Annotated in this window: 15 protein-coding genes and 1 pseudogene; 12 read left to right on the top strand and 4 right to left on the bottom strand. The window is 61.8% G+C overall.

Going from position 1 to position 16700, the window contains the following annotated elements; translation table 11 throughout:
- Window positions 1-40 precede the first annotated feature (40 nt).
- Entirely contained in the window at window positions 41-547 is a 507-nt protein-coding gene (locus NKJ11_RS14110; RefSeq protein WP_023810528.1) for a hypothetical protein, read from the top strand.
- Here the strand turns inward: NKJ11_RS14110 and NKJ11_RS14105 are convergent.
- The gene (locus NKJ11_RS14105; protein WP_128303383.1) at window positions 544-1872 is read right to left on the bottom strand and encodes a DNA polymerase IV; all 1329 of its coding nucleotides are present in this window, start codon (window positions 1870-1872) and stop codon (window positions 544-546) included. The genes NKJ11_RS14110 and NKJ11_RS14105 overlap by 4 nt on opposite strands.
- Window positions 1873-1937: 65 nt before the next feature.
- Here NKJ11_RS14105 and NKJ11_RS14100 point away from each other — a divergent pair, with 65 nt between their 5' ends.
- Window positions 1938-2513 (top strand): GNAT family N-acetyltransferase, encoded by a 576-nt coding sequence (locus NKJ11_RS14100; RefSeq protein WP_023810530.1) that lies wholly within the window; start codon window positions 1938-1940, stop codon window positions 2511-2513.
- A 107-nt stretch (window positions 2514-2620) separates the two neighbouring features.
- The gene (locus NKJ11_RS14095) at window positions 2621-4144 is read left to right on the top strand and encodes a hypothetical protein (protein WP_352630152.1); all 1524 of its coding nucleotides are present in this window, start codon (window positions 2621-2623) and stop codon (window positions 4142-4144) included.
- A 17-nt stretch (window positions 4145-4161) separates the two neighbouring features.
- On the opposite strand, the gene NKJ11_RS14090 is transcribed toward NKJ11_RS14095, so the two are convergent.
- Together NKJ11_RS14090 and NKJ11_RS14085 are read right to left on the bottom strand one after the other, a co-directional pair.
- A complete protein-coding gene (locus tag NKJ11_RS14090; RefSeq protein ID WP_128303385.1) occupies window positions 4162-4815 on the bottom strand; it encodes a hypothetical protein in 654 nt (217 codons plus the stop codon).
- Window positions 4812-5111, bottom strand: coding sequence for a DUF3572 domain-containing protein (locus NKJ11_RS14085; RefSeq protein WP_024503583.1), 300 nt, complete (start codon window positions 5109-5111; stop codon window positions 4812-4814). Before NKJ11_RS14085 ends, NKJ11_RS14090 begins: the two co-directional genes overlap by 4 nt.
- A gap of 245 nt (window positions 5112-5356) precedes the next feature.
- On the opposite strand from NKJ11_RS14085, the gene NKJ11_RS14080 reads away from it, so the two are divergent.
- The 9 genes and pseudogenes from NKJ11_RS14080 to NKJ11_RS14040 all read left to right on the top strand — a co-directional run bounded on the left by NKJ11_RS14080 (window position 5357) and on the right by NKJ11_RS14040 (window position 15515).
- The gene (locus NKJ11_RS14080) at window positions 5357-5728 is read left to right on the top strand and encodes a response regulator (protein ID WP_013531932.1); all 372 of its coding nucleotides are present in this window, start codon (window positions 5357-5359) and stop codon (window positions 5726-5728) included.
- 33 nt (window positions 5729-5761) lie between these two features.
- The gene (locus NKJ11_RS14075; RefSeq protein WP_128303387.1) at window positions 5762-7135 is read left to right on the top strand and encodes a PleD family two-component system response regulator; all 1374 of its coding nucleotides are present in this window, start codon (window positions 5762-5764) and stop codon (window positions 7133-7135) included.
- Between the two features lie 522 nt (window positions 7136-7657).
- Window positions 7658-9129 (top strand): annotated as a pseudogene (locus tag NKJ11_RS14070) (FAD-dependent monooxygenase).
- A 139-nt stretch (window positions 9130-9268) separates the two neighbouring features.
- Complete coding sequence (locus NKJ11_RS14065; RefSeq protein ID WP_352440267.1) at window positions 9269-10003, top strand: FadR/GntR family transcriptional regulator; 735 nt, start codon at window positions 9269-9271, stop codon at window positions 10001-10003.
- A complete protein-coding gene (locus tag NKJ11_RS14060) occupies window positions 10000-11187 on the top strand; it encodes a PLP-dependent transferase (protein WP_352610716.1) in 1188 nt (395 codons plus the stop codon). Before NKJ11_RS14065 ends, NKJ11_RS14060 begins: the two co-directional genes overlap by 4 nt.
- 29 nt (window positions 11188-11216) lie before the next feature.
- The gene (locus tag NKJ11_RS14055; RefSeq protein WP_352610718.1) at window positions 11217-12494 is read left to right on the top strand and encodes an ABC transporter substrate-binding protein; all 1278 of its coding nucleotides are present in this window, start codon (window positions 11217-11219) and stop codon (window positions 12492-12494) included.
- 177 nt (window positions 12495-12671) lie between these two features.
- On the top strand, window positions 12672-13595 hold the full coding sequence (locus NKJ11_RS14050; RefSeq protein ID WP_023810538.1) for a carbohydrate ABC transporter permease: 924 nt from the start codon (window positions 12672-12674) through the stop codon (window positions 13593-13595).
- A complete protein-coding gene (locus NKJ11_RS14045) occupies window positions 13595-14443 on the top strand; it encodes a carbohydrate ABC transporter permease (RefSeq protein ID WP_352610720.1) in 849 nt (282 codons plus the stop codon). Before NKJ11_RS14050 ends, NKJ11_RS14045 begins: the two co-directional genes overlap by 1 nt.
- Before the next feature lie 4 nt (window positions 14444-14447).
- Window positions 14448-15515, top strand: a complete 1068-nt coding sequence (locus tag NKJ11_RS14040) for an ABC transporter ATP-binding protein (RefSeq protein ID WP_352610722.1) — start codon at window positions 14448-14450, stop codon at window positions 15513-15515.
- A 315-nt stretch (window positions 15516-15830) separates the two neighbouring features.
- Here the strand turns inward: NKJ11_RS14040 and NKJ11_RS14035 are convergent, their stop codons facing one another.
- A complete protein-coding gene (locus tag NKJ11_RS14035; RefSeq protein ID WP_013531922.1) occupies window positions 15831-16040 on the bottom strand; it encodes a hypothetical protein in 210 nt (69 codons plus the stop codon).
- Window positions 16041-16700 lie beyond the last annotated feature (660 nt).

Below are 16700 nucleotides of genomic sequence, written 5' to 3'. Positions count from 1 at the left end.
GACCGTCCCGCCTTTTTGAAGATCGACAGGGAGAGCTTCGATGAGATTCTTCGCGCAATTCGCGCTTGCCGGCGGTTTACTGGTTGCGGCAGGCGCGGCACATGCCGACGAGACGCAATTTCTCCAGTCGTTCAAGGGCAATTTCGCCGGCAAGGGTATCGTCAAGGTCACCACCGATGCGCCGACCGTGAACGTGTCCTGCACGTTCAGCTCGAACGCGACATCGACCTCCCTGTCGCTCGACGGCAATTGCCGGGGGCTTGTCGTGGTCACGCGTGCCATCAGCGCGGATCTGAAGGCCAGCGGCGCCAAATACAGCGGCATCTATGTCGGCTCTCGCACGGGACCGGCACAGCTCAACGGCAGCCGTTCGGGCAACGCGATCAACCTGGGCATTCGCTGGGCCAAGGAGGTCAATGGCGACCGAAGGGCGCAGATGAAGGTCGAGAAACGCGGCGAGAACGGCATGCGGCTGACCGTCATCGACACCGACCCGAAAACCGGCAAGAGCGTGGTGACGAGCAGGATTGATCTGCAGCGCACCTAATCCTCAAGCGGCTCCGGCGGATGGGCGTCGCGGCCCTTGCCGAATGTGTAGCCGGTTTCCACCGCCTTGCGGCCGAACTTGTCGCGCAGGGCATCGATGGCGCCTTCGGCCATGGCGCGCTTGCGCGATTGGATGTCGACCAGATCGGGCGGGTCGGCCTTGTCGTCGTCCGAAAGGTCGCTGACGCCGATGCCTAGCAGCCGATATTTCGTGCCGTCGGTTTCCTTGCGCAGAAGCTCCACCCCGGTCTGAAAGATGCGGTCGGCGAGCCGGGTCGGATCGCCGAGCTGGCGATTGCGCGTGCGCAGCTTGAAATCCTGGCTCTTCAGTTTCAGCACCACAGTGCGCCCGGCAATGCCTGACTTTTTCAGCCGTGCCGAAACCTTTTCCGAAAGACCCCTGAGAACCGCGACCAGTTCCTCCAGCGACGCGATGTCGGTGTCGAAGGTGGTTTCGGCCGATACGCTCTTGGCATCCTGGTCGGGATCGACGCGGCGGACGTCCTCGCCGCGCGAAAGGTGGTAGAGCCGGTCGCCCATCGTGCCGTAGCGGCGCATCAGGTCGCCGCGATCCATCTGCTGCAACTGGCCGATAGTGCGGATGCCGTCACGCTCCAGCGTGGCGTTGAATGCCTTTCCGACACCCCAGATCATGGTCACCGGCTGCGCCGCCAGGAAGCCGACTGCCTCGGCCTCGCCGATGACCGAGAAACCGCGCGGCTTGCGAAAATCAGACGCAATCTTGGCAAGGAACTTGCAATAGGACAGGCCGGCCGAAACGGTGATGCCGATCTCCTTCTCGACGGCCTGCGCGAAGCGCGCCAGCACCACAGCAGGCGGCAGGCCGTGCAGTCGTTCGGTGCCGGCGAGGTCGAGAAACGCCTCGTCGATCGACAGCGGCTCGACCAGCGGTGTCAGCGCTTGCATCATGGCGCGCACTTCGCGGCCGACGCGCACGTATTTTTCCATGTTGGGGCTGATGACGACCGCCTCCGGGCAGGCTTCGAGCGCCTTGAACATCGGCATGGCCGAGCGGACGCCCTGGATGCGGGCGATGTAACAGGCGGTGGAGACGACGCCGCGCTTGCCGCCGCCGATGATCAGCGGCTTGTCCTTGAGCGCCGGATTGTCGCGCTTTTCGATCGCCGCATAGAAGGCGTCGCAATCGATATGGGCCAGATGCAGCCGGTAAAGCTCGGGATGACGCACAAGCCGGGGGCTGCCGCAGCGCTCGCAGCGGCGCGTCGGGCTGCGCTGAAACATCAGGCAGTCGCGGCAAAAACCGTGATCGGGATTGTTGACAGGGGCCGCCATCGCTGCGAACATAAAGAGAACAGAAGCAATGGTACGACAGTGCAAGGCCAGCGACAAGGCTGGCCTGGGGAGAACGCATGAGCACGACCATAGCGCCGCTTGCGCCCGAGCTTTGGGCTGAATTCGAGGACCTCTTCGGCAAGCAAGGCGCCTGCTACGGCTGCTGGTGCACGCATTTCCGGCTGGCGCCGGCGATGCGCCGCGAGAGCAGCCGGGAACGCAACAAGGACCACATCAAGGCGCGTATCGAAGCCGGCCCGCCGCCCGGACTGCTGGCATTCGAGGATGGCCAGGCGGTTGGCTGGATGCAGATCGGACCGCGCGCCGACGTGCCCGAATGGAACAATCAGGGCAGGGGGTCGGCACCGGTCGATCCTGCCGACGCGGGGGATGCGGCCGTTTGGGCGATCTCCTGCTTCTTCATCCGCGCCAAGGCGCGCGGCAGGGGCATCACGCATCGCCTCGTCGAAGGCGGCATAGGTTTCGCCCGCCAGAATGGGGCCCGGCTGCTCGAGGCGTGCCCGATGGACCTGTCTCGCGATTCGCGCTCGATCGGCCTGTTCGTCGGTTCGTCACGGGTCTTCGAGAAGGCGGGTTTCGAGCGGCTGGTGGAACGCAAGGCCGGTCGCCCGCTGATGCGGCTGGTGCTTTGATCGAGATGGTCTGCCCGGGTGCCGTTGTCGATCTCACCTTGCGGTTGCAGCGGTAATTTCATACCAGACGGACAAAGTCTTTCTTCTAGGTCAAACGGAGAATTCGCGTGAACCGTGCCCTGCCATTCGTGTTCCTTCTTGCGTTGAGTGCCCCTGCTTTCAGCCAGACCGCCGACAGTCAGGGTGCGAAGCAATTGTCCGACGACTTGTCCCGCTATGTCGGCAAGCAGGCCATCGACAAAGGCATTTTGAAGGTTTCGCTCGAAGGTGGCGCCTACAAGATCGTGTTCGATTTCAAGGCACTTGCCGCATCATTTCCGGACCAGAAACTGCTGAAGTTCGACTTCGCGCCCTATGCCTTGATGGTCAAGCCGCGCAGCGACGGGTCCTGGGATGTCTCCATGGATTTCTCCCAAACCGCCTCCTTCGAGTTCAACGGACCCGAGGGGCTGCAAAGCACTCAGTTTTCGATCAAGGACGGCAAGGGTTCGGGCGTCTACGATCCAAATCTGGCGGCCTTTACCAGCGGCACCAGCTCGATGGCCGGCATGACGATGGCATCGAAGGATGCCAAGCAGCACATGGAAGCCAGCACGGGCGCCGGCATCGCGACCGTTGCCGCGACCAAGTCGGCGACCGGGGGCGTCGATTTCACAACCTCGCAGAAGGTGTCGAGTTTTGTCGAAGCGATCAATTTCGATGACCCCGAGAGCGGGCTGAAATTCCCGGTCACCGTCAGGTCGCCGGAATTGTCGGTCGAAGCCAGCGGCAAGGGCGTGCGGACCAAGCCATTGCTCGATCTCCTGGCATTTGCGGTGGCCAACGAGGACGAGGCGACGCTGAAGGACAACCAGGCGCAGCTCAAATCGCTTCTGCTCGCCGCCTTGCCGCTTTGGCAGCGTATCGACGGGACCTACGGTTTCAAGGATTTCGCGGTGGAAAGCCCGGTCGGCAATTTCGGCGCCACCCAGCTCAGCACCGTGTTCGGCACCGATGGCGTGGCCCAGAACGGCACGATCACGTACGGCATCAAGGCATCGGGGCTGACCGTGCCGACCCAGCTTCTGCCGAGCTGGAGCGTGGGGTTGTTGCCCACCGATGTCGATTTGAACTTTGGCGGCGCCAATATCGATCTCGACAGCATGGCGAAGAAGGCGATCGAAGCCTTTGATCTCAATAAGAATCCGCCGCTGTCGGCCGAATTCGGCGAGCAACTTAAAGTCGACTTCATGGCCAGGATGCCGAAGGTCGTGCTTGGCCACAGCACCGTGAAGAACAAGGACACGGAGATCGCGCTGGAAGGCGAGATGACATTCCCAGGCGAAAAGCCCGAAGGTAGCGTGACCGTCAATGTCGCCGGCTTCGACAAGCTTGTCGAAGGCCTGCAGCAAGCGGCAAAGTCGGAACCGGAGGTTGGCCAATACGTGCCAGTCGCTCTCATGGCGAAGGGCTTTGGCAAGACGCTGCCCGATGGCCGGCTGGAATGGATCGTCAATGCCAAGGCCGATGGCTCGGTCACCGTCAATGGCGTCATGCTGAAGCCCGCCGATCCGGCCGTGGACGACAGCGTGGATGATGGTGACGGCGCCGATGACAGCGGAGACGACAGCGGCGGCGCAGGTGCGAACTGAACCCCTGAAGCTGGAGTTCAGAGCCCCAGCGCGCTTTGAATCTTGGGCGCTGCCTCGTGCCAGTCCTGGACGACGACCACATCGTCCGTCACCGGCGGCAGGAATGCGCGCAGCGAATTGTCGGCCATCAGGTGGAACAGTTCGGCGTCGGCGACCGATTCCCGTACCGACGCCAGATTGTGCGGCTGATCGTCGACGAAAACCACCGGTCGGCCGGCCCTGCCGCGAAGCTTGGCCACCGCCGGTCCTTTGGCCATTTCAGTGGTCAGAAGCGGATAGCTCAGTCCAAGCGCGTCGAGATGGACGCGACGCACGGCACGGTGCTTGTGCGGCATGGCCGTCAGCAAAACGATTTCCGCGCGGTCGCCAAACCCTGCCAGGGCTTCTGCCGCGCCGTCCGTAATGTTTTGCCAATCGGCTTGCGCGTCAAAGAAATCGGCCAGCAGTGCCGTGACTTCGGGCTGTTCGATCAGGCGGCCGCTGGCGGTCTCTGCGATGTTGCCGGTCAGCCGAAACGAGGCCAGCGTCAAGCCATAGCCGCGCGCCTTGAGGAAATTCGGAAACGGTCGGATGAATTCGAGCACGACGTCATCGACGTCGAGCACCAGCAGCGGTCGGTCGTCGGCTGCCAGTTCTTCAATCTGGCGCGCGGTTTCCGGATCATCGCTCATATGGAATGCTCGTGGTTGTCGTCGCCCAGCGGCAGCGACCGCAAGGCCTTGCCGACAGCCGCCGGCGGGGTGCCGGTTTCCTCGGCAAAGCGCATCAGAGTCGGCTCGTGGGCGAGGATGAATTGCAGGACACCGGCCAGAAAACCCGGCTCGCTGGCGGCTTTGCGGATCGAATGGACCTCTATGCCGGTGATCGCCAGAAAGCGCGGCAGCAGCTCCGGATCGGAGGCGACGAAGCCCAGGGCCTTCACGGCAATCGATTCCGCTTCTTCGCGCATTGACGCTGCGTTTGCCATCACTACCTTCGGTGTGTGGAATGAGTCTCTCCCGCAGTAATGGCAAGAGTTGCTTGCGGCAAGCCATTAGAGCGTGGCGCGCCCTTTGGACGCGCAGGGACGAGGTGGAATTCGCGCTGTTTTCCAGCCGCGGATTTCCGTTTCGTCAATCATATTGCCGTAAAGTGAAGCAGGGTTTGGTGCGTTCAGACATGGGCGCATGACGGTCGCCTTCGAAGCGGAAGGGCAGCCGGGACGGGAAATCGATGCCGAAGAAGGTTATGATCGTCGAGGACAATGAGCTCAATATGAAGCTCTTTCGGGACCTCATCGAGGCAAGCGGTTACGAGACCGTGCGCACCCGCAACGGTCTGGAAGCGCTCGATCTGGCGCGCCAGCACCGGCCGGATCTGATCCTGATGGATATCCAATTGCCTGAAGTGTCGGGGCTTGAAGTGACCAAATGGCTGAAGGAAGACGACGAGCTGCACGTCATCCCGGTCATTGCGGTGACCGCCTTCGCCATGAAGGGTGACGAGGAACGTATCCGCCAGGGCGGCTGCGAGGCTTATATTTCGAAGCCGATCTCGGTGCCGCGTTTCATCGAAACCATCAAATCCTATCTGGGCGATGCGTGATGTGCCCTTTCAGCCGAGCCGGAGCCTTGTGAAATGACTGCGCGGATCCTCGTCGTCGACGACATCCCTGCCAATGTGCGGCTGCTGGAAGTCCGGCTGCTGGCCGAATATTTCGAAGTGCTGACCGCCACCAACGGGCCGGATGCGATCGAGACCTGCGAGAACGGCAAGGTCGATGTCGTGCTGCTCGACGTGATGATGCCTGACATGGACGGGTTCGAGGTCTGTCGGCGGCTGAAGAGCGATCCGGCGACATCGCACATTCCGGTGGTGATGATCACCGCGCTCGACCAGGTTTCCGACCGCGTCCGCGGGCTCGAGGCCGGCGCCGACGACTTCCTGACCAAGCCGGTCAACGACCTGCAGCTTATGACGCGCGTCAAGAGCCTGGTTCGCCTGAAGTCGCTGACCGACGAGTTGCGGCTGCGCGCCTCGACGACGCGCAACATCGGCATCGAGGAGTTGCTCAGCCGCAATTTCGCATCCGAGGACACGACGCCCAAAGTGCTTTTGATCGACGAACGCAAATCATCCGTCGAGCGCATTCAGAAGATGCTGCGCGACCGCGCCGATCTCGATATCTCCAGCGATCCGCATGCCGGTTTCTTCCAGGCCGCCGAGACGTCCTATGAATGCGTGATGATCTCGACCGCGTTCGCCGATTTCGATCCGCTGAGGCTCTGTTCGCAGTTGCGCTCGCTCGATCGCACCCGTTTCGTGCCGATCATCCTGCTGGCGGAGGAGGGCGAGGAGGAACGCATCATCCGCGGCCTCGAACTCGGCATCAATGATTATCTGATGCGGCCGATCGACCAGCAGGAGTTGACGGCGCGGCTGCGCACCCAGGTGCGCCGCAAGCGCTACAACGACCAGCTGCGCGCCAGCGTCACCCAGACCATCGAAATGGCGGTGACCGACGGCCTGACGGGGCTGCACAACCGCCGCTATCTAGACAGCCATCTGCAGACGCTGTTCGATCGCGCGGTGGCGCGGCGCCGGCCGCTGTCGGTGATGATCACCGACCTCGACCGCTTCAAGGCGATCAACGACGCGCACGGTCATGACGGGGGCGACGAGGTTCTGCGGGAATTCGCACGACGGCTGCGCAAGAATGTCAGGGGTATCGACCTTGCCTGCCGTTTTGGCGGGGAGGAGTTCGTCGTGGTGATGCCGGACACCGAGGGCGCGGTGGCCGAGAAGGTAGCCGAGCGCATTCGCGCCGAAATCGCCCAGGCGGCTTTCGCCATCGGGCAGGACGGCAAGGCGATCGAAGTCACGGTCAGCGTCGGCGTGTCGTCGGTGCTGAAGGGGGTGGACACGGTCGCGGCGCTGATGAAGCGTGCCGATCTCGCGCTCTACGAAGCCAAAAGCGGCGGCCGAAATCGCGTCGTCGCCAAGGCGGCGTAGCGATCCAGCCCCGATTATCCTGTCAACCTGACAGGGTTACCCGTTTACCTTAATCCAAGCGATTCGCGAGCCTTGGTTAAGAAACTGTTGATTTTCATAAACTCTTGCGCAACTGTGCAGGCCTAGACGAAGCCGGCACGAGGATAGAAAGCCGGCTCCGATCCTGGGAATACCCCATGATGCTCAGGTCCGCCGCATCTCCTGGGTCCGTGGGGTCGGCCGGCCGGCGCTGGCACATAGTGGCCTCCTCGTACCGCTGCCAAACGCCGACCGGCCCCCTTCTCTCCAAAAGAACATCAGAACTCCGTGCCAAAGCACGGAGGAATCTGCGTTTCTGCATGTGAAATCGGAACACCCGTTCTAGCCGTTCCTACACAGTTTCGCTGTGAGGGCAGCCAACGATGAGGGGAAGAATACCCCTTCCATTTCATACATATGGCGCACAAGAGGCTTGCGGCAAGACCCGGCTCCTCCCGTAAAACCGCGACCCAAGCCAGGGTGCGGAAAACGGGAGTTATGATAATGATTTCAGATCATGCGGTTGTGATCGCCGGGGGTGGTCCGACGGGATTGATGCTGGCAGGCGAACTGGCGCTGGCAGGCGTGGACGTTGCCATTGTCGAAAGGCGACCGGATCAGAAACTGGCAGGATTGCGCGCTGGCGGCCTGCATGCGCGCACTCTTGAGGTGCTCGACCAGCGCGGAATTGCGGATCGGTTTCTTTCACAGGGACAGATATCGCCGTCCGTGGGCTTCCACATGATCCGGTTAGACATCAGCGATTTTCCCACGCGCCACAATTATCTGCTGGCGCTGCGGCAAAACCACATCGAGCGCATCCTGGCCGACTGGGTCGGCGAGTTCAAGGTGCCGATCTATCGCGGACACGAGGTTGCGGGGTTTGCTCAGGACGCCAGCGGCGTCGATGTCAAACTGTCCAACGGCCACCGGCTGAGACGACATATCTGGTTGGTTGCGACGGAGGCCGCAGCACCGTTCGCAAATCAGCCGGTATTGAGTTCGCCGGATGGGATCCGACGATGAGCTGGATGATTGCCGAGGTCGAGATATCGGAAGAGCCGGAATGGGGCTTCCGCAGCAACGCCTTCGGAATTCATGCCCTGGGTAAGATCGAGGACGGCAAAAAAGTTGGCGTCGTGCTGACGGAACCGAACCTGGAGGCCCGCGGCGAACCGTCCCTGCGCGAGCTCAGCGAGGCGCTGATCGCCATCTACGGCACCGATTACGGGGTCCACAATCCGACCTGGCTCTCGCGGTTCACCGACATGACGCGACAAGCCGTGAAATACCGCGACAGACGCGTCCTGCTGGCCGGTGACGCAGCGCACGTCCACCCGCCGATGGGCGGACAGGGCCTCAACATCGGCGTGCAGGACGCGGTTAACCTGGGATGGAAGCTCGCCCAAGTGGTCAAGCTGATATCACCGGAAAGCCTGCTCGACAGCTATCACACCGAACGCCATCCGGTCGCTGCCCGCGTGTTGCGCAACACGATGGCACAGGTCGCTCTTCGTCGTACGGATGACCGCAGCAAGGCATTGAACGACATCTTTGCCGAGTTGCTCGGCATGGATGAGCCCCGCAAACGGATCGCCGCCGAGATGTCCGGCCTGGGCGTCCATTACGACTTCGGCGAGGGGCATCCGCTGCTTGGGCGGCGAATGCCCGATCTCGATCTGGCCACCGCTGACGGACCGTTGCGGGTCTTCACCTTGCTGCACGACGCGCGGCCCGTGCTGCTCAACTTCGGTGAGCCCGGCAGGCTGGACCTCGCGCCCTGGGCTGATCGGGTCCGGCAGATCGACGCCGGTTACGCCGGTATCTGGGACCTCCCGGTGCTCGGGAGGGTCGCCGCGCCCGGCGCCGTCTTGATCCGGCCCGATGGTTATGTGGCTTGGGCCGGGGCGGGAACCCAACAGGGGCTGGTGGACGCGCTGACCACCTGGTTCGGGTCGCCTGCTGCCTCAGATTAGCAGATACGATCGAAGCGCGATCGCGCGACCGCCTTGAAAGTATTGCGTCGCTCCCTCCGACAGTGCTCCTGACAGTTGGTTGACAGGAGCTTCCTTCTGTGCAGAAATTGGTTGGACCATTGGACCACTTGGAGGAAATGTGGACCAGAACAGCCTGCCACCCATTCAGACCACGGCGCGCGACGACGCGGTGTTGAAGGCGTTGGTGGGATTTGTTCGCGCCGAAGCCCTGCAGCCGGGCGAGCGGCTTCCAACCGAACGCATTCTGGCCGAGCGGCTGAAGGTCAGCCGCAACACCGTGCGCGAGGCGCTGACACGCTGGGAAGGGCTCGGCCTCGTCGAGAGGCGGCAGGGCAGCGGCACCTATCTCAAGGCGGCTGTTTCACACGATATGCTGCACATGCCGCTGACGCTGGCGGGCGGCAATGATTTCACCAGCCTGATGCAGACGATGGAGATCCGCCGCGCGCTGGAGGCGGAGGCCGCAGCTCTTTGCGCCGAACGCGCCAGCCAGGCAGATATCGCCGAAATCGCACGCAAGCTCGACATCATGGAGCAGGCGTTCCGCACGCGCGACGGCATGTCGGCGGAAGAGGATTGGGAGTTCCACCAGGCGATCTACCGGGCCTCGGGTAATCCGCTGTTCGAGCAGATCATCGCCGCCATGTACGAGTTGTTCCACCGCTTCTGGGAGCATCCGCTCGGCGTTCGCGATTTCGGCCATGCCAGCTTTCCCTATCACCGCACCATCTACGAATGCATCGCAGCCCGTGACCCGCAGGGCGCCCGCGCCGAAGCCCTCAAGCTGATCGCTACCGTCGAGGACGATCTCAAGCGCGGTGCCGCCAAACTCAAACTTTCGAGCCAGACATGAACGAGCATCCATCCGGTTTCGATCACGACTATCTCGCCGAGGCGGCGACACTCTTGGCGCATGACGAACCGTTCCCTGGCGGTGCGGTGGTGCCGCCGATCTACCAGACCTCGCTGTTCACCTTCGCCAGCTATGCCGAGATGGCCGATACCTTTGCTGGCAAACGAAAGCAGCCGATCTATTCGCGCGGCGACAATCCGACGGTGATGGAGTTCGAGGCGCGCGTGGCAGCGCTTGAGGGCGCAGAAGCCGCGCGCGGCTTTTCCAGCGGCATGGCGGCGATCAGTGCCACGGTGCTTGCGTTCGTTGGGGCAGGCGAGCGCATCGTGGCGGTGCGCAATTGCTATGGCGATGCCTACCGGCTGTTCGAGCGGCTGTTGCCTCGGCTCAACATCAAGGTCGACTATGTCGACGGCTCCGACCCGGATGCGGTCGCGGCGGCACTTCCCGGCGCCAAGCTGCTCTACCTGGAAAGCCCGACCTCGATGATGTTCGAGCTGCAGGACATCGCGCATCTGACACGGCTGGCCAAGGAACAGGGCATCGTCACCACCATCGACAATTCCTGGGCGACGCCGGTGTTCCAGAAGCCGATCGCGCATGGCGTCGACCTGGTGCTGCATTCGGCCTCGAAATACCTTGGCGGCCACAGCGACACCGTCGCTGGCGTCGTCGCGGGTTCGGCCGCTCATATCAAGCACATCAACGAGCAGACCTATTCCTATCTCGGCGGCAAGCTGTCGCCATTCGAAGCCTGGCTGTTGCTGCGCGGCTTGCGCACGCTGCCGCTGCGCCTGCCGCACCACATGAAGAGCGGCCTGACCATCGCCGAACGGCTGAAGGCGCATGCCAATGTCGAGCGCGTCAACCATCCTGTCTATTCGAACCATCCGGGCAAGGCGACACTGGCCGGCTATGCCGGTCTGTTCTCCTTCGAGGTGACGGACGAGATCGACATCCCCGTCTTCGTCGATGCGATGAAATATTTCCGCATCGGCGTCAGTTGGGGCGGGCATGAAAGCCTGGTCGTGCCGGCCAAGGCGTCGCTGGAGCAGACGCCTGGCCTGAATTCGATGGCGCGCTTCGGCGTCAGCCCCCGAACCATCCGCTTCAATATCGGATTGGAGAGTGTCGAAGACCTGTGGGCGGATGTCGCCCAAGCCTTCGAAAAAGCCAGAAAATAACAAGCGGGTTCAAAATGGGAGTCTTGAACATGAAAAAACTGACCGTCATGCTTGCCACCGTTGCGGGACTGGCGATTTCCGCCGGAAGTGCTGTGGCCGACTCGACCCTGAAAATGGTCGAAGTCATCACCAGCCCGCCGCGCACCGAATTCCTGAAGAAGCAGATCGCCGAATTCGAAACCGCCAATCCGGGCATCAAGGTCGAGCTTATCTCGCTGCCCTGGGGCCAGGCGTTCGAGAAATTCCTGACCATGGTGCAGGCCGGCGATACGCCTGACATCGTCGAAATGCCGGAACGCTGGATGGGCCTCTACGCCAACAATGCCCAGCTCGAGGATCTCGGCCCCTATATGGCCAAATGGGATGATGCCAAGACGCTGGGCGACCGCGCCAAGCAGTTCGGCTCGACCGTCAACAACACCCAGTTCATGATCCCTTACGGCTACTATGTGAACGCGCTGTTCTGGAACAAGAAACTGTTCAAGGAAGCCGGCCTCGATGGCCCGCCGGCGACGCTCGATGATTTCATCGCCGACGCCAAGAAAATCTCTGCGTTGCCGGGCAAATATGGCTACTGCCTGCGCGGCGGGCCGGGCGCTTTCAACGGCATGCACATGTTCATGAACATCGCCGCCGGCAAGGGTGGCTACTTCAACGAGGATGGCACTTCGACGATCAACGAAGAAGGCTCGGTCAAGGGCCTGCAGATGCTGGCCGACATGTACAAGGACGGACTGGCGCCTAAGGATGCGGTGAGTTGGGGTTTCAACGAAACGGTCACCGGCTTCTATTCCGGCACCTGCGCCATGCTCAACCAGGATCCGGACGCGCTGCTCGGCATTGCCGAGAAGATGAGCGCCGACGATTTCGCGGTAGCGCCATTGCCGGTCGGGCCGAGCGGCAAATCCTATCCGACACTGGGCTATGCCGGCTGGGCGATGTTCGCCAACTCGCAGCACAAGGACGACGCGTGGAAGCTGATGGCGACGCTGCTCTCGCCGAAGGACAATCTGGAATGGGCCAAGGAAGTCGGCGTCGTCCCGATCCACAACGGCGCCGACCAGGATCCCCATTTCAAGACCGAGCAGTTCAAGGGCTGGTTCACGGAGCTGAGCGACAGCTCCAAATATGAAATGGTGACCCCGCCAACGCATCTGGAGAACCTCGGCAACTTCGTCGACCAGGTGGCGATCAAGAATTTTCAGGAAGTGCTGCTTGGCCAGAAGACGGCCAAGGACGTCGCCGACCAGTGGGCTGCCTTCCTGACCAAGGAACAGCAGGATTGGCTGGCGAAGAACAAGAAGTAGCTTTTCTTCCCTTCTCCCCGTTCACGGGGAGCAGGTGTCACGAAATGACGGATGAGGGCAGCACTAGCTTCTGCCAGGTTAGCGCTGCCCCTCATCTGTCTACGGCATCTTCTCCCAGTTTCACGGGGAGAAGGACGCTCTCCGCCAGCCGACGTTCCAGGAGTGACCCCTAAACCAATGACCTATGCCGTGTCCGAAATACGATCCGCCGGCCAGCCGCGCCGCAAGCGGTTATCCCACGCCGCAATCGAGCCATGGCTCTATCTCAGCCCGGCGATCATCCTGCTGGTCGTGGTGCTTCTGGTGCCGCTGGTCATCGGCATCAGCTACTCCTTCCGCAAATTCTCGGCGTTCAAGTCCGAATATGTCGGGCTTGGGCAGTATCAGGCGATGCTGTCGGATCAGGTGCTGGGGCAGGCGCTGGTCAACACGTTGTGGTGGACCGTCGCCAGTCTGTTTTTCCAGTTCTTCCTTGGCCTCGGCCTGGCGCTGCTGCTCGACAAGCCATTTCGCGGCCGCAAGGCCGTGCAAGCCCTGGTGTTCCTGCCCTGGGCGGTGCCGTCCTTCTTGTCGGGCCTGACCTGGGCCTGGCTGTTCAATCCCATCATCGGCCCATTGCCGCACTGGTTGTTTGCGTTGGGGCTGAAAGCCCAGCCGACCAATGTGCTTTCCGATCCCTCAACCGCCATGTGGGGGCCGATCGTCGCCAACATCTGGTTCGGCATTCCGTTCTTCGCCATCACGCTCTTGGCGGCGCTGAAATCCATTCCGTCGGAACTGCATGAGGCAGCGGCCATCGACGGCGCTTCGCCTTGGCAGCGCTTCACCAAGGTGACGCTGCCGTTTCTGGCGCCGACCATCGCCATCACCGTGATGTTGCGCACCATCTGGATCGCCACCTTCGCCGACCTGATCTTCGTCATGACGGAGGGCGGGCCAGCCGGCTCGACCAACACGGTGCCGGTCTACATCTATGTCAGCGCCTTCAAATCGCTGGACAAGGGCTATGCCTCGGCGGTGGCGGTGCTGCTGCTCGTCCTGCTCATTGCTTATGCGATTGCGCTGATCGGTATCCGCCGCACCCTGGTGAGGCACGTCTGATGATCGCAGGACGCTCAACCTCGCAGCGCTTCTTCGGCGGCATCGGCCTCTACGCGGCAATCGCGGCCTACGTGCTCTTTGCCCTGTTCCCGATCTACTGGACGCTGAAGATCTCGGTCACGCCGGAGCGGCTGCTCTATTCCGAAGGCATCACGTTCTGGCCGTCGCAGATGACGTTGAAGAATTTCGTCACCGTGCTCGAGGCCACCGATTTCCCGCGCTATTTCCTCAACAGCGTCATCGTCTCGGTATCGACGGCGGCATTGGTGACAATCATCGCCACGCTCGCCGGTTATGCCATGTCGCGCTTCACCTTTCGCGGCAAGGCAGCACTTGCGCTGATGTTGCTTTTGACCCAGACCTTTCCGCTGGTGATGGTCATTCCGCCGATCTACCGCGTGATGGGTCAGATCGGCCTGATCAACAGCCTGACCGGGCTGATCATCATCTACACCGCCTTCAACACGGCCTTTGCCACCTTCCTGATGCAGTCCTTCTTCGACGGCATTCCAAAGGATTTGGAGGAGGCCGCGATGATCGACGGCTGCACCCGAGCGCAGGCGATGCGCAAGGTGATCGTGCCGTTGACGCTACCGGGCATGGGCGCAACGCTCGGCTTCGTCTTCACCGCCGCCTGGAGCGAGCTTCTGTTCGCGCTGATGCTGATTTCCAGCGACGACCAAAAGACCTTTGCCGTCGGCTTGCTCACCTTCATCGGCAAGTTCGCCGTCGACTGGGGACAGATGATGGCGGCGTCCATCCTGGCGCTGATCCCGGTCTGTATCTTCTTCGCCTTCCTGCAACGCTATCTCGTCACCGGCCTGACCGCCGGCGCCGTCAAAGGATAGATCGATGGCCTCTGTTACGCTCGAAAAGGTCCGCAAGGACTATGGCGCCGTCCGCGTCCTGCACGCGGTCGACCTTGAAATCGCCGATGGCGAGTTCGTCGTCCTGGTCGGCCCGTCAGGCTGCGGCAAGTCCACGCTCTTGCGCATGATCGCCGGGCTGGAGGAGGCTTCCGGCGGCGAGATCCGCATCGGCGAGCGGCTGGTCAATGACGTGGCACCCAAGGACCGCGACATCGCCATGGTGTTCCAGTCCTACGCGCTCTATCCGCATATGGACGTGTCGAAGAACATGGGCTTCAGCCTGCTCCTGAAGAAGGCGCAGAAGACGACGATCGACGCCAGGGTGGACGGCGCCGCCAAGCGGCTCGGGCTCGACACGTTCCTGCAGCGCCTGCCGCGGCAATTGTCCGGCGGCCAGCGCCAGCGCGTCGCCATGGGCCGTGCCATCGTGCGCGACCCCAAGGTCTTCCTGTTCGACGAGCCGCTGTCGAACCTCGACGCCAAGCTGCGCGTCCATATGCGCGCCGAGATCAAGGCGCTGCACCAGCAGCTGAAGACGACATCGGTTTATGTCACGCACGACCAGATCGAGGCGATGACCATGGCCGACCGGATCGTCGTCATGCATGACGGGCTGATCCAGCAGGTCGGCGCGCCGCTTGATCTCTATGATCGGCCGGCCAACATGTTCGTCGCCGGTTTCATCGGCTCACCCGGCATGAATTTCCTGCCGGCGACGGTTCGGGAGGGCGCTACCCCGGAGGCCGTGCTGACCGATGGCCAGGCGCTGAGGCTGCCGGAAGGCCTGCCGCTCAAGGATGGTGACGCAATCACCGTCGGTTTGCGGCCCGAGCATATAAAATTGGCGGATGACGGCGCGTTGAAGGGCGAGGTGAGGGTGGTCGAGCCGCTCGGGCTTTCGACGCAGTTCTACGTCAAGCTGGCCAGCCAGCAGCTTTGCGTCTTTGCCATGGGCCGTGCCGGCGTGAAGCCCGGCGACGAGGTACGGTTGGCGGCCGAACCACACCAGCTGCATCTATTCGATCCGAAGAGCGGTGAGCGCATCGGCTGAGGGGACTCAGCCAGGGCGGATGCGGGCAGCCGGATCAGGCGCCGCTATCGGGCGAGAATACACGGTAACGCTAAATTTCAATTGGATAAAATAGCGGAACGTCCAAGAGACATTTCCGGAACCTAACAGGACCACTCGGACCTTTGCGTGTAGGGCACAAGACCTTAGTCCCGCCGTCTTCTCAAAAAACGGAGGTTATTTCGCCACGAACTAGGCCGCCGTCGGAGCTAGTCAACACCGACGGCGGCACCTGCAATATGGGTGAGTGGGTTGTGTGCGGATATGGTGTGATCGCGGAAGGGTGATTGTAAATCGCTAACCGCGAGGGCTTCTTTTAGACAGCGGCGAGCTGTCCAACGGGTTCTCAGCCGACTTGGCCGATCGCCGCTCCTTCAGCCACAGGGACTTCTTTCTCCTTGCCAGGTTCTCGTCTCGAACGCTGTCTTCGGCGGTCACTCCGCCATGCATCGCGGCAATCACGTAGTCGGCTCTGTTGGTTCGAAAGTCGCCTTTTTGTACGGACATCGTTTTCTCCCAGTGCGAGGCATTTCCCCCCTTTTTGCCTGACGCTGAAACTAACTGCCTATCCGTGGCGCAAGTCTACCAATCGGCGATTGTATTAAAACGATACACTCAGCAGGTATGGTGATGGCACGATCGCACGAGAGGAGCCCATTCTGGCGGGGCTTCTTCATTGACCCGGTTGTGATCCTTGCGGGGGTGCCGCGGCGGGAGGGGCCGGAGCCTGCGGTGCGGGTTCCGTGGAAGGCGGGGCGGGGCTGTCAGGCTGAGGCGCAGGCTGTGCGGCCTCTTCCTCGGTCAGAACCTGGTCAGTCCTGGCCTTGATCTCATCGGCCGTCTGCTGGCTTATCAGCCCGTTGCTGACGGCGAAACCAGCAGCCAGAGCGACAAGGGCTGCAATGATTGCAGCTTTCAACTTCTTCGACATCCATAGGCGCCTTGTTCGTGACACCCAACCCACGGCCAAGGGTGCCGCAACCATGGCGAAGGGTCAATCCTTTGGCTGGAGTCTCTGCTCGGATGCAACGAAATCAATTGGCTACAAACGAAAAACGCCGCCCATTGGGCGTAATGCAGTTCACTTAAGTTGGGCTGGATGAGGATCTGGTAAGACCTATCGAACAGGATGGAGATTCGTTTCCATCCTGTTCGTGTTTTGAGATG

It is taken from the genome of Mesorhizobium sp. M0243 (assembly GCF_040321775.1).
Lineage (GTDB): Bacteria > Pseudomonadota > Alphaproteobacteria > Rhizobiales > Rhizobiaceae > Mesorhizobium.
Note: the sequence above shows the minus strand (reverse complement) of the source record. Positions and strands in the feature narration are given on the sequence as shown.

Excerpts from the sequence above, each read along its gene's own strand:
- NKJ11_RS14110 (WP_023810528.1), top strand. The coding sequence starts at position 41 with ATGAGATTCTTCGCGCAATTCGCGCTTGCCGGCGGTTTACTGGTTGCG.
- NKJ11_RS14105 (WP_128303383.1), bottom strand. The coding sequence starts at position 1,872 with ATGTTCGCAGCGATGGCGGCCCCTGTCAACAATCCCGATCACGGTTTT.
- NKJ11_RS14100 (WP_023810530.1), top strand. The coding sequence starts at position 1,938 with ATGAGCACGACCATAGCGCCGCTTGCGCCCGAGCTTTGGGCTGAATTC.
- NKJ11_RS14090 (WP_128303385.1), bottom strand. The coding sequence starts at position 4,815 with ATGAGCGATGATCCGGAAACCGCGCGCCAGATTGAAGAACTGGCAGCC.
- NKJ11_RS14085 (WP_024503583.1), bottom strand. The coding sequence starts at position 5,111 with ATGGCAAACGCAGCGTCAATGCGCGAAGAAGCGGAATCGATTGCCGTG.
- NKJ11_RS14080 (WP_013531932.1), top strand. The coding sequence starts at position 5,357 with ATGCCGAAGAAGGTTATGATCGTCGAGGACAATGAGCTCAATATGAAG.
- NKJ11_RS14075 (WP_128303387.1), top strand. The coding sequence starts at position 5,762 with ATGACTGCGCGGATCCTCGTCGTCGACGACATCCCTGCCAATGTGCGG.
- NKJ11_RS14060 (WP_352610716.1), top strand. The coding sequence starts at position 10,000 with ATGAACGAGCATCCATCCGGTTTCGATCACGACTATCTCGCCGAGGCG.
- NKJ11_RS14055 (WP_352610718.1), top strand. The coding sequence starts at position 11,217 with ATGAAAAAACTGACCGTCATGCTTGCCACCGTTGCGGGACTGGCGATT.
- NKJ11_RS14050 (WP_023810538.1), top strand. The coding sequence starts at position 12,672 with ATGACCTATGCCGTGTCCGAAATACGATCCGCCGGCCAGCCGCGCCGC.
- NKJ11_RS14045 (WP_352610720.1), top strand. The coding sequence starts at position 13,595 with ATGATCGCAGGACGCTCAACCTCGCAGCGCTTCTTCGGCGGCATCGGC.
- NKJ11_RS14040 (WP_352610722.1), top strand. The coding sequence starts at position 14,448 with ATGGCCTCTGTTACGCTCGAAAAGGTCCGCAAGGACTATGGCGCCGTC.
- NKJ11_RS14035 (WP_013531922.1), bottom strand. The coding sequence starts at position 16,040 with ATGTCCGTACAAAAAGGCGACTTTCGAACCAACAGAGCCGACTACGTG.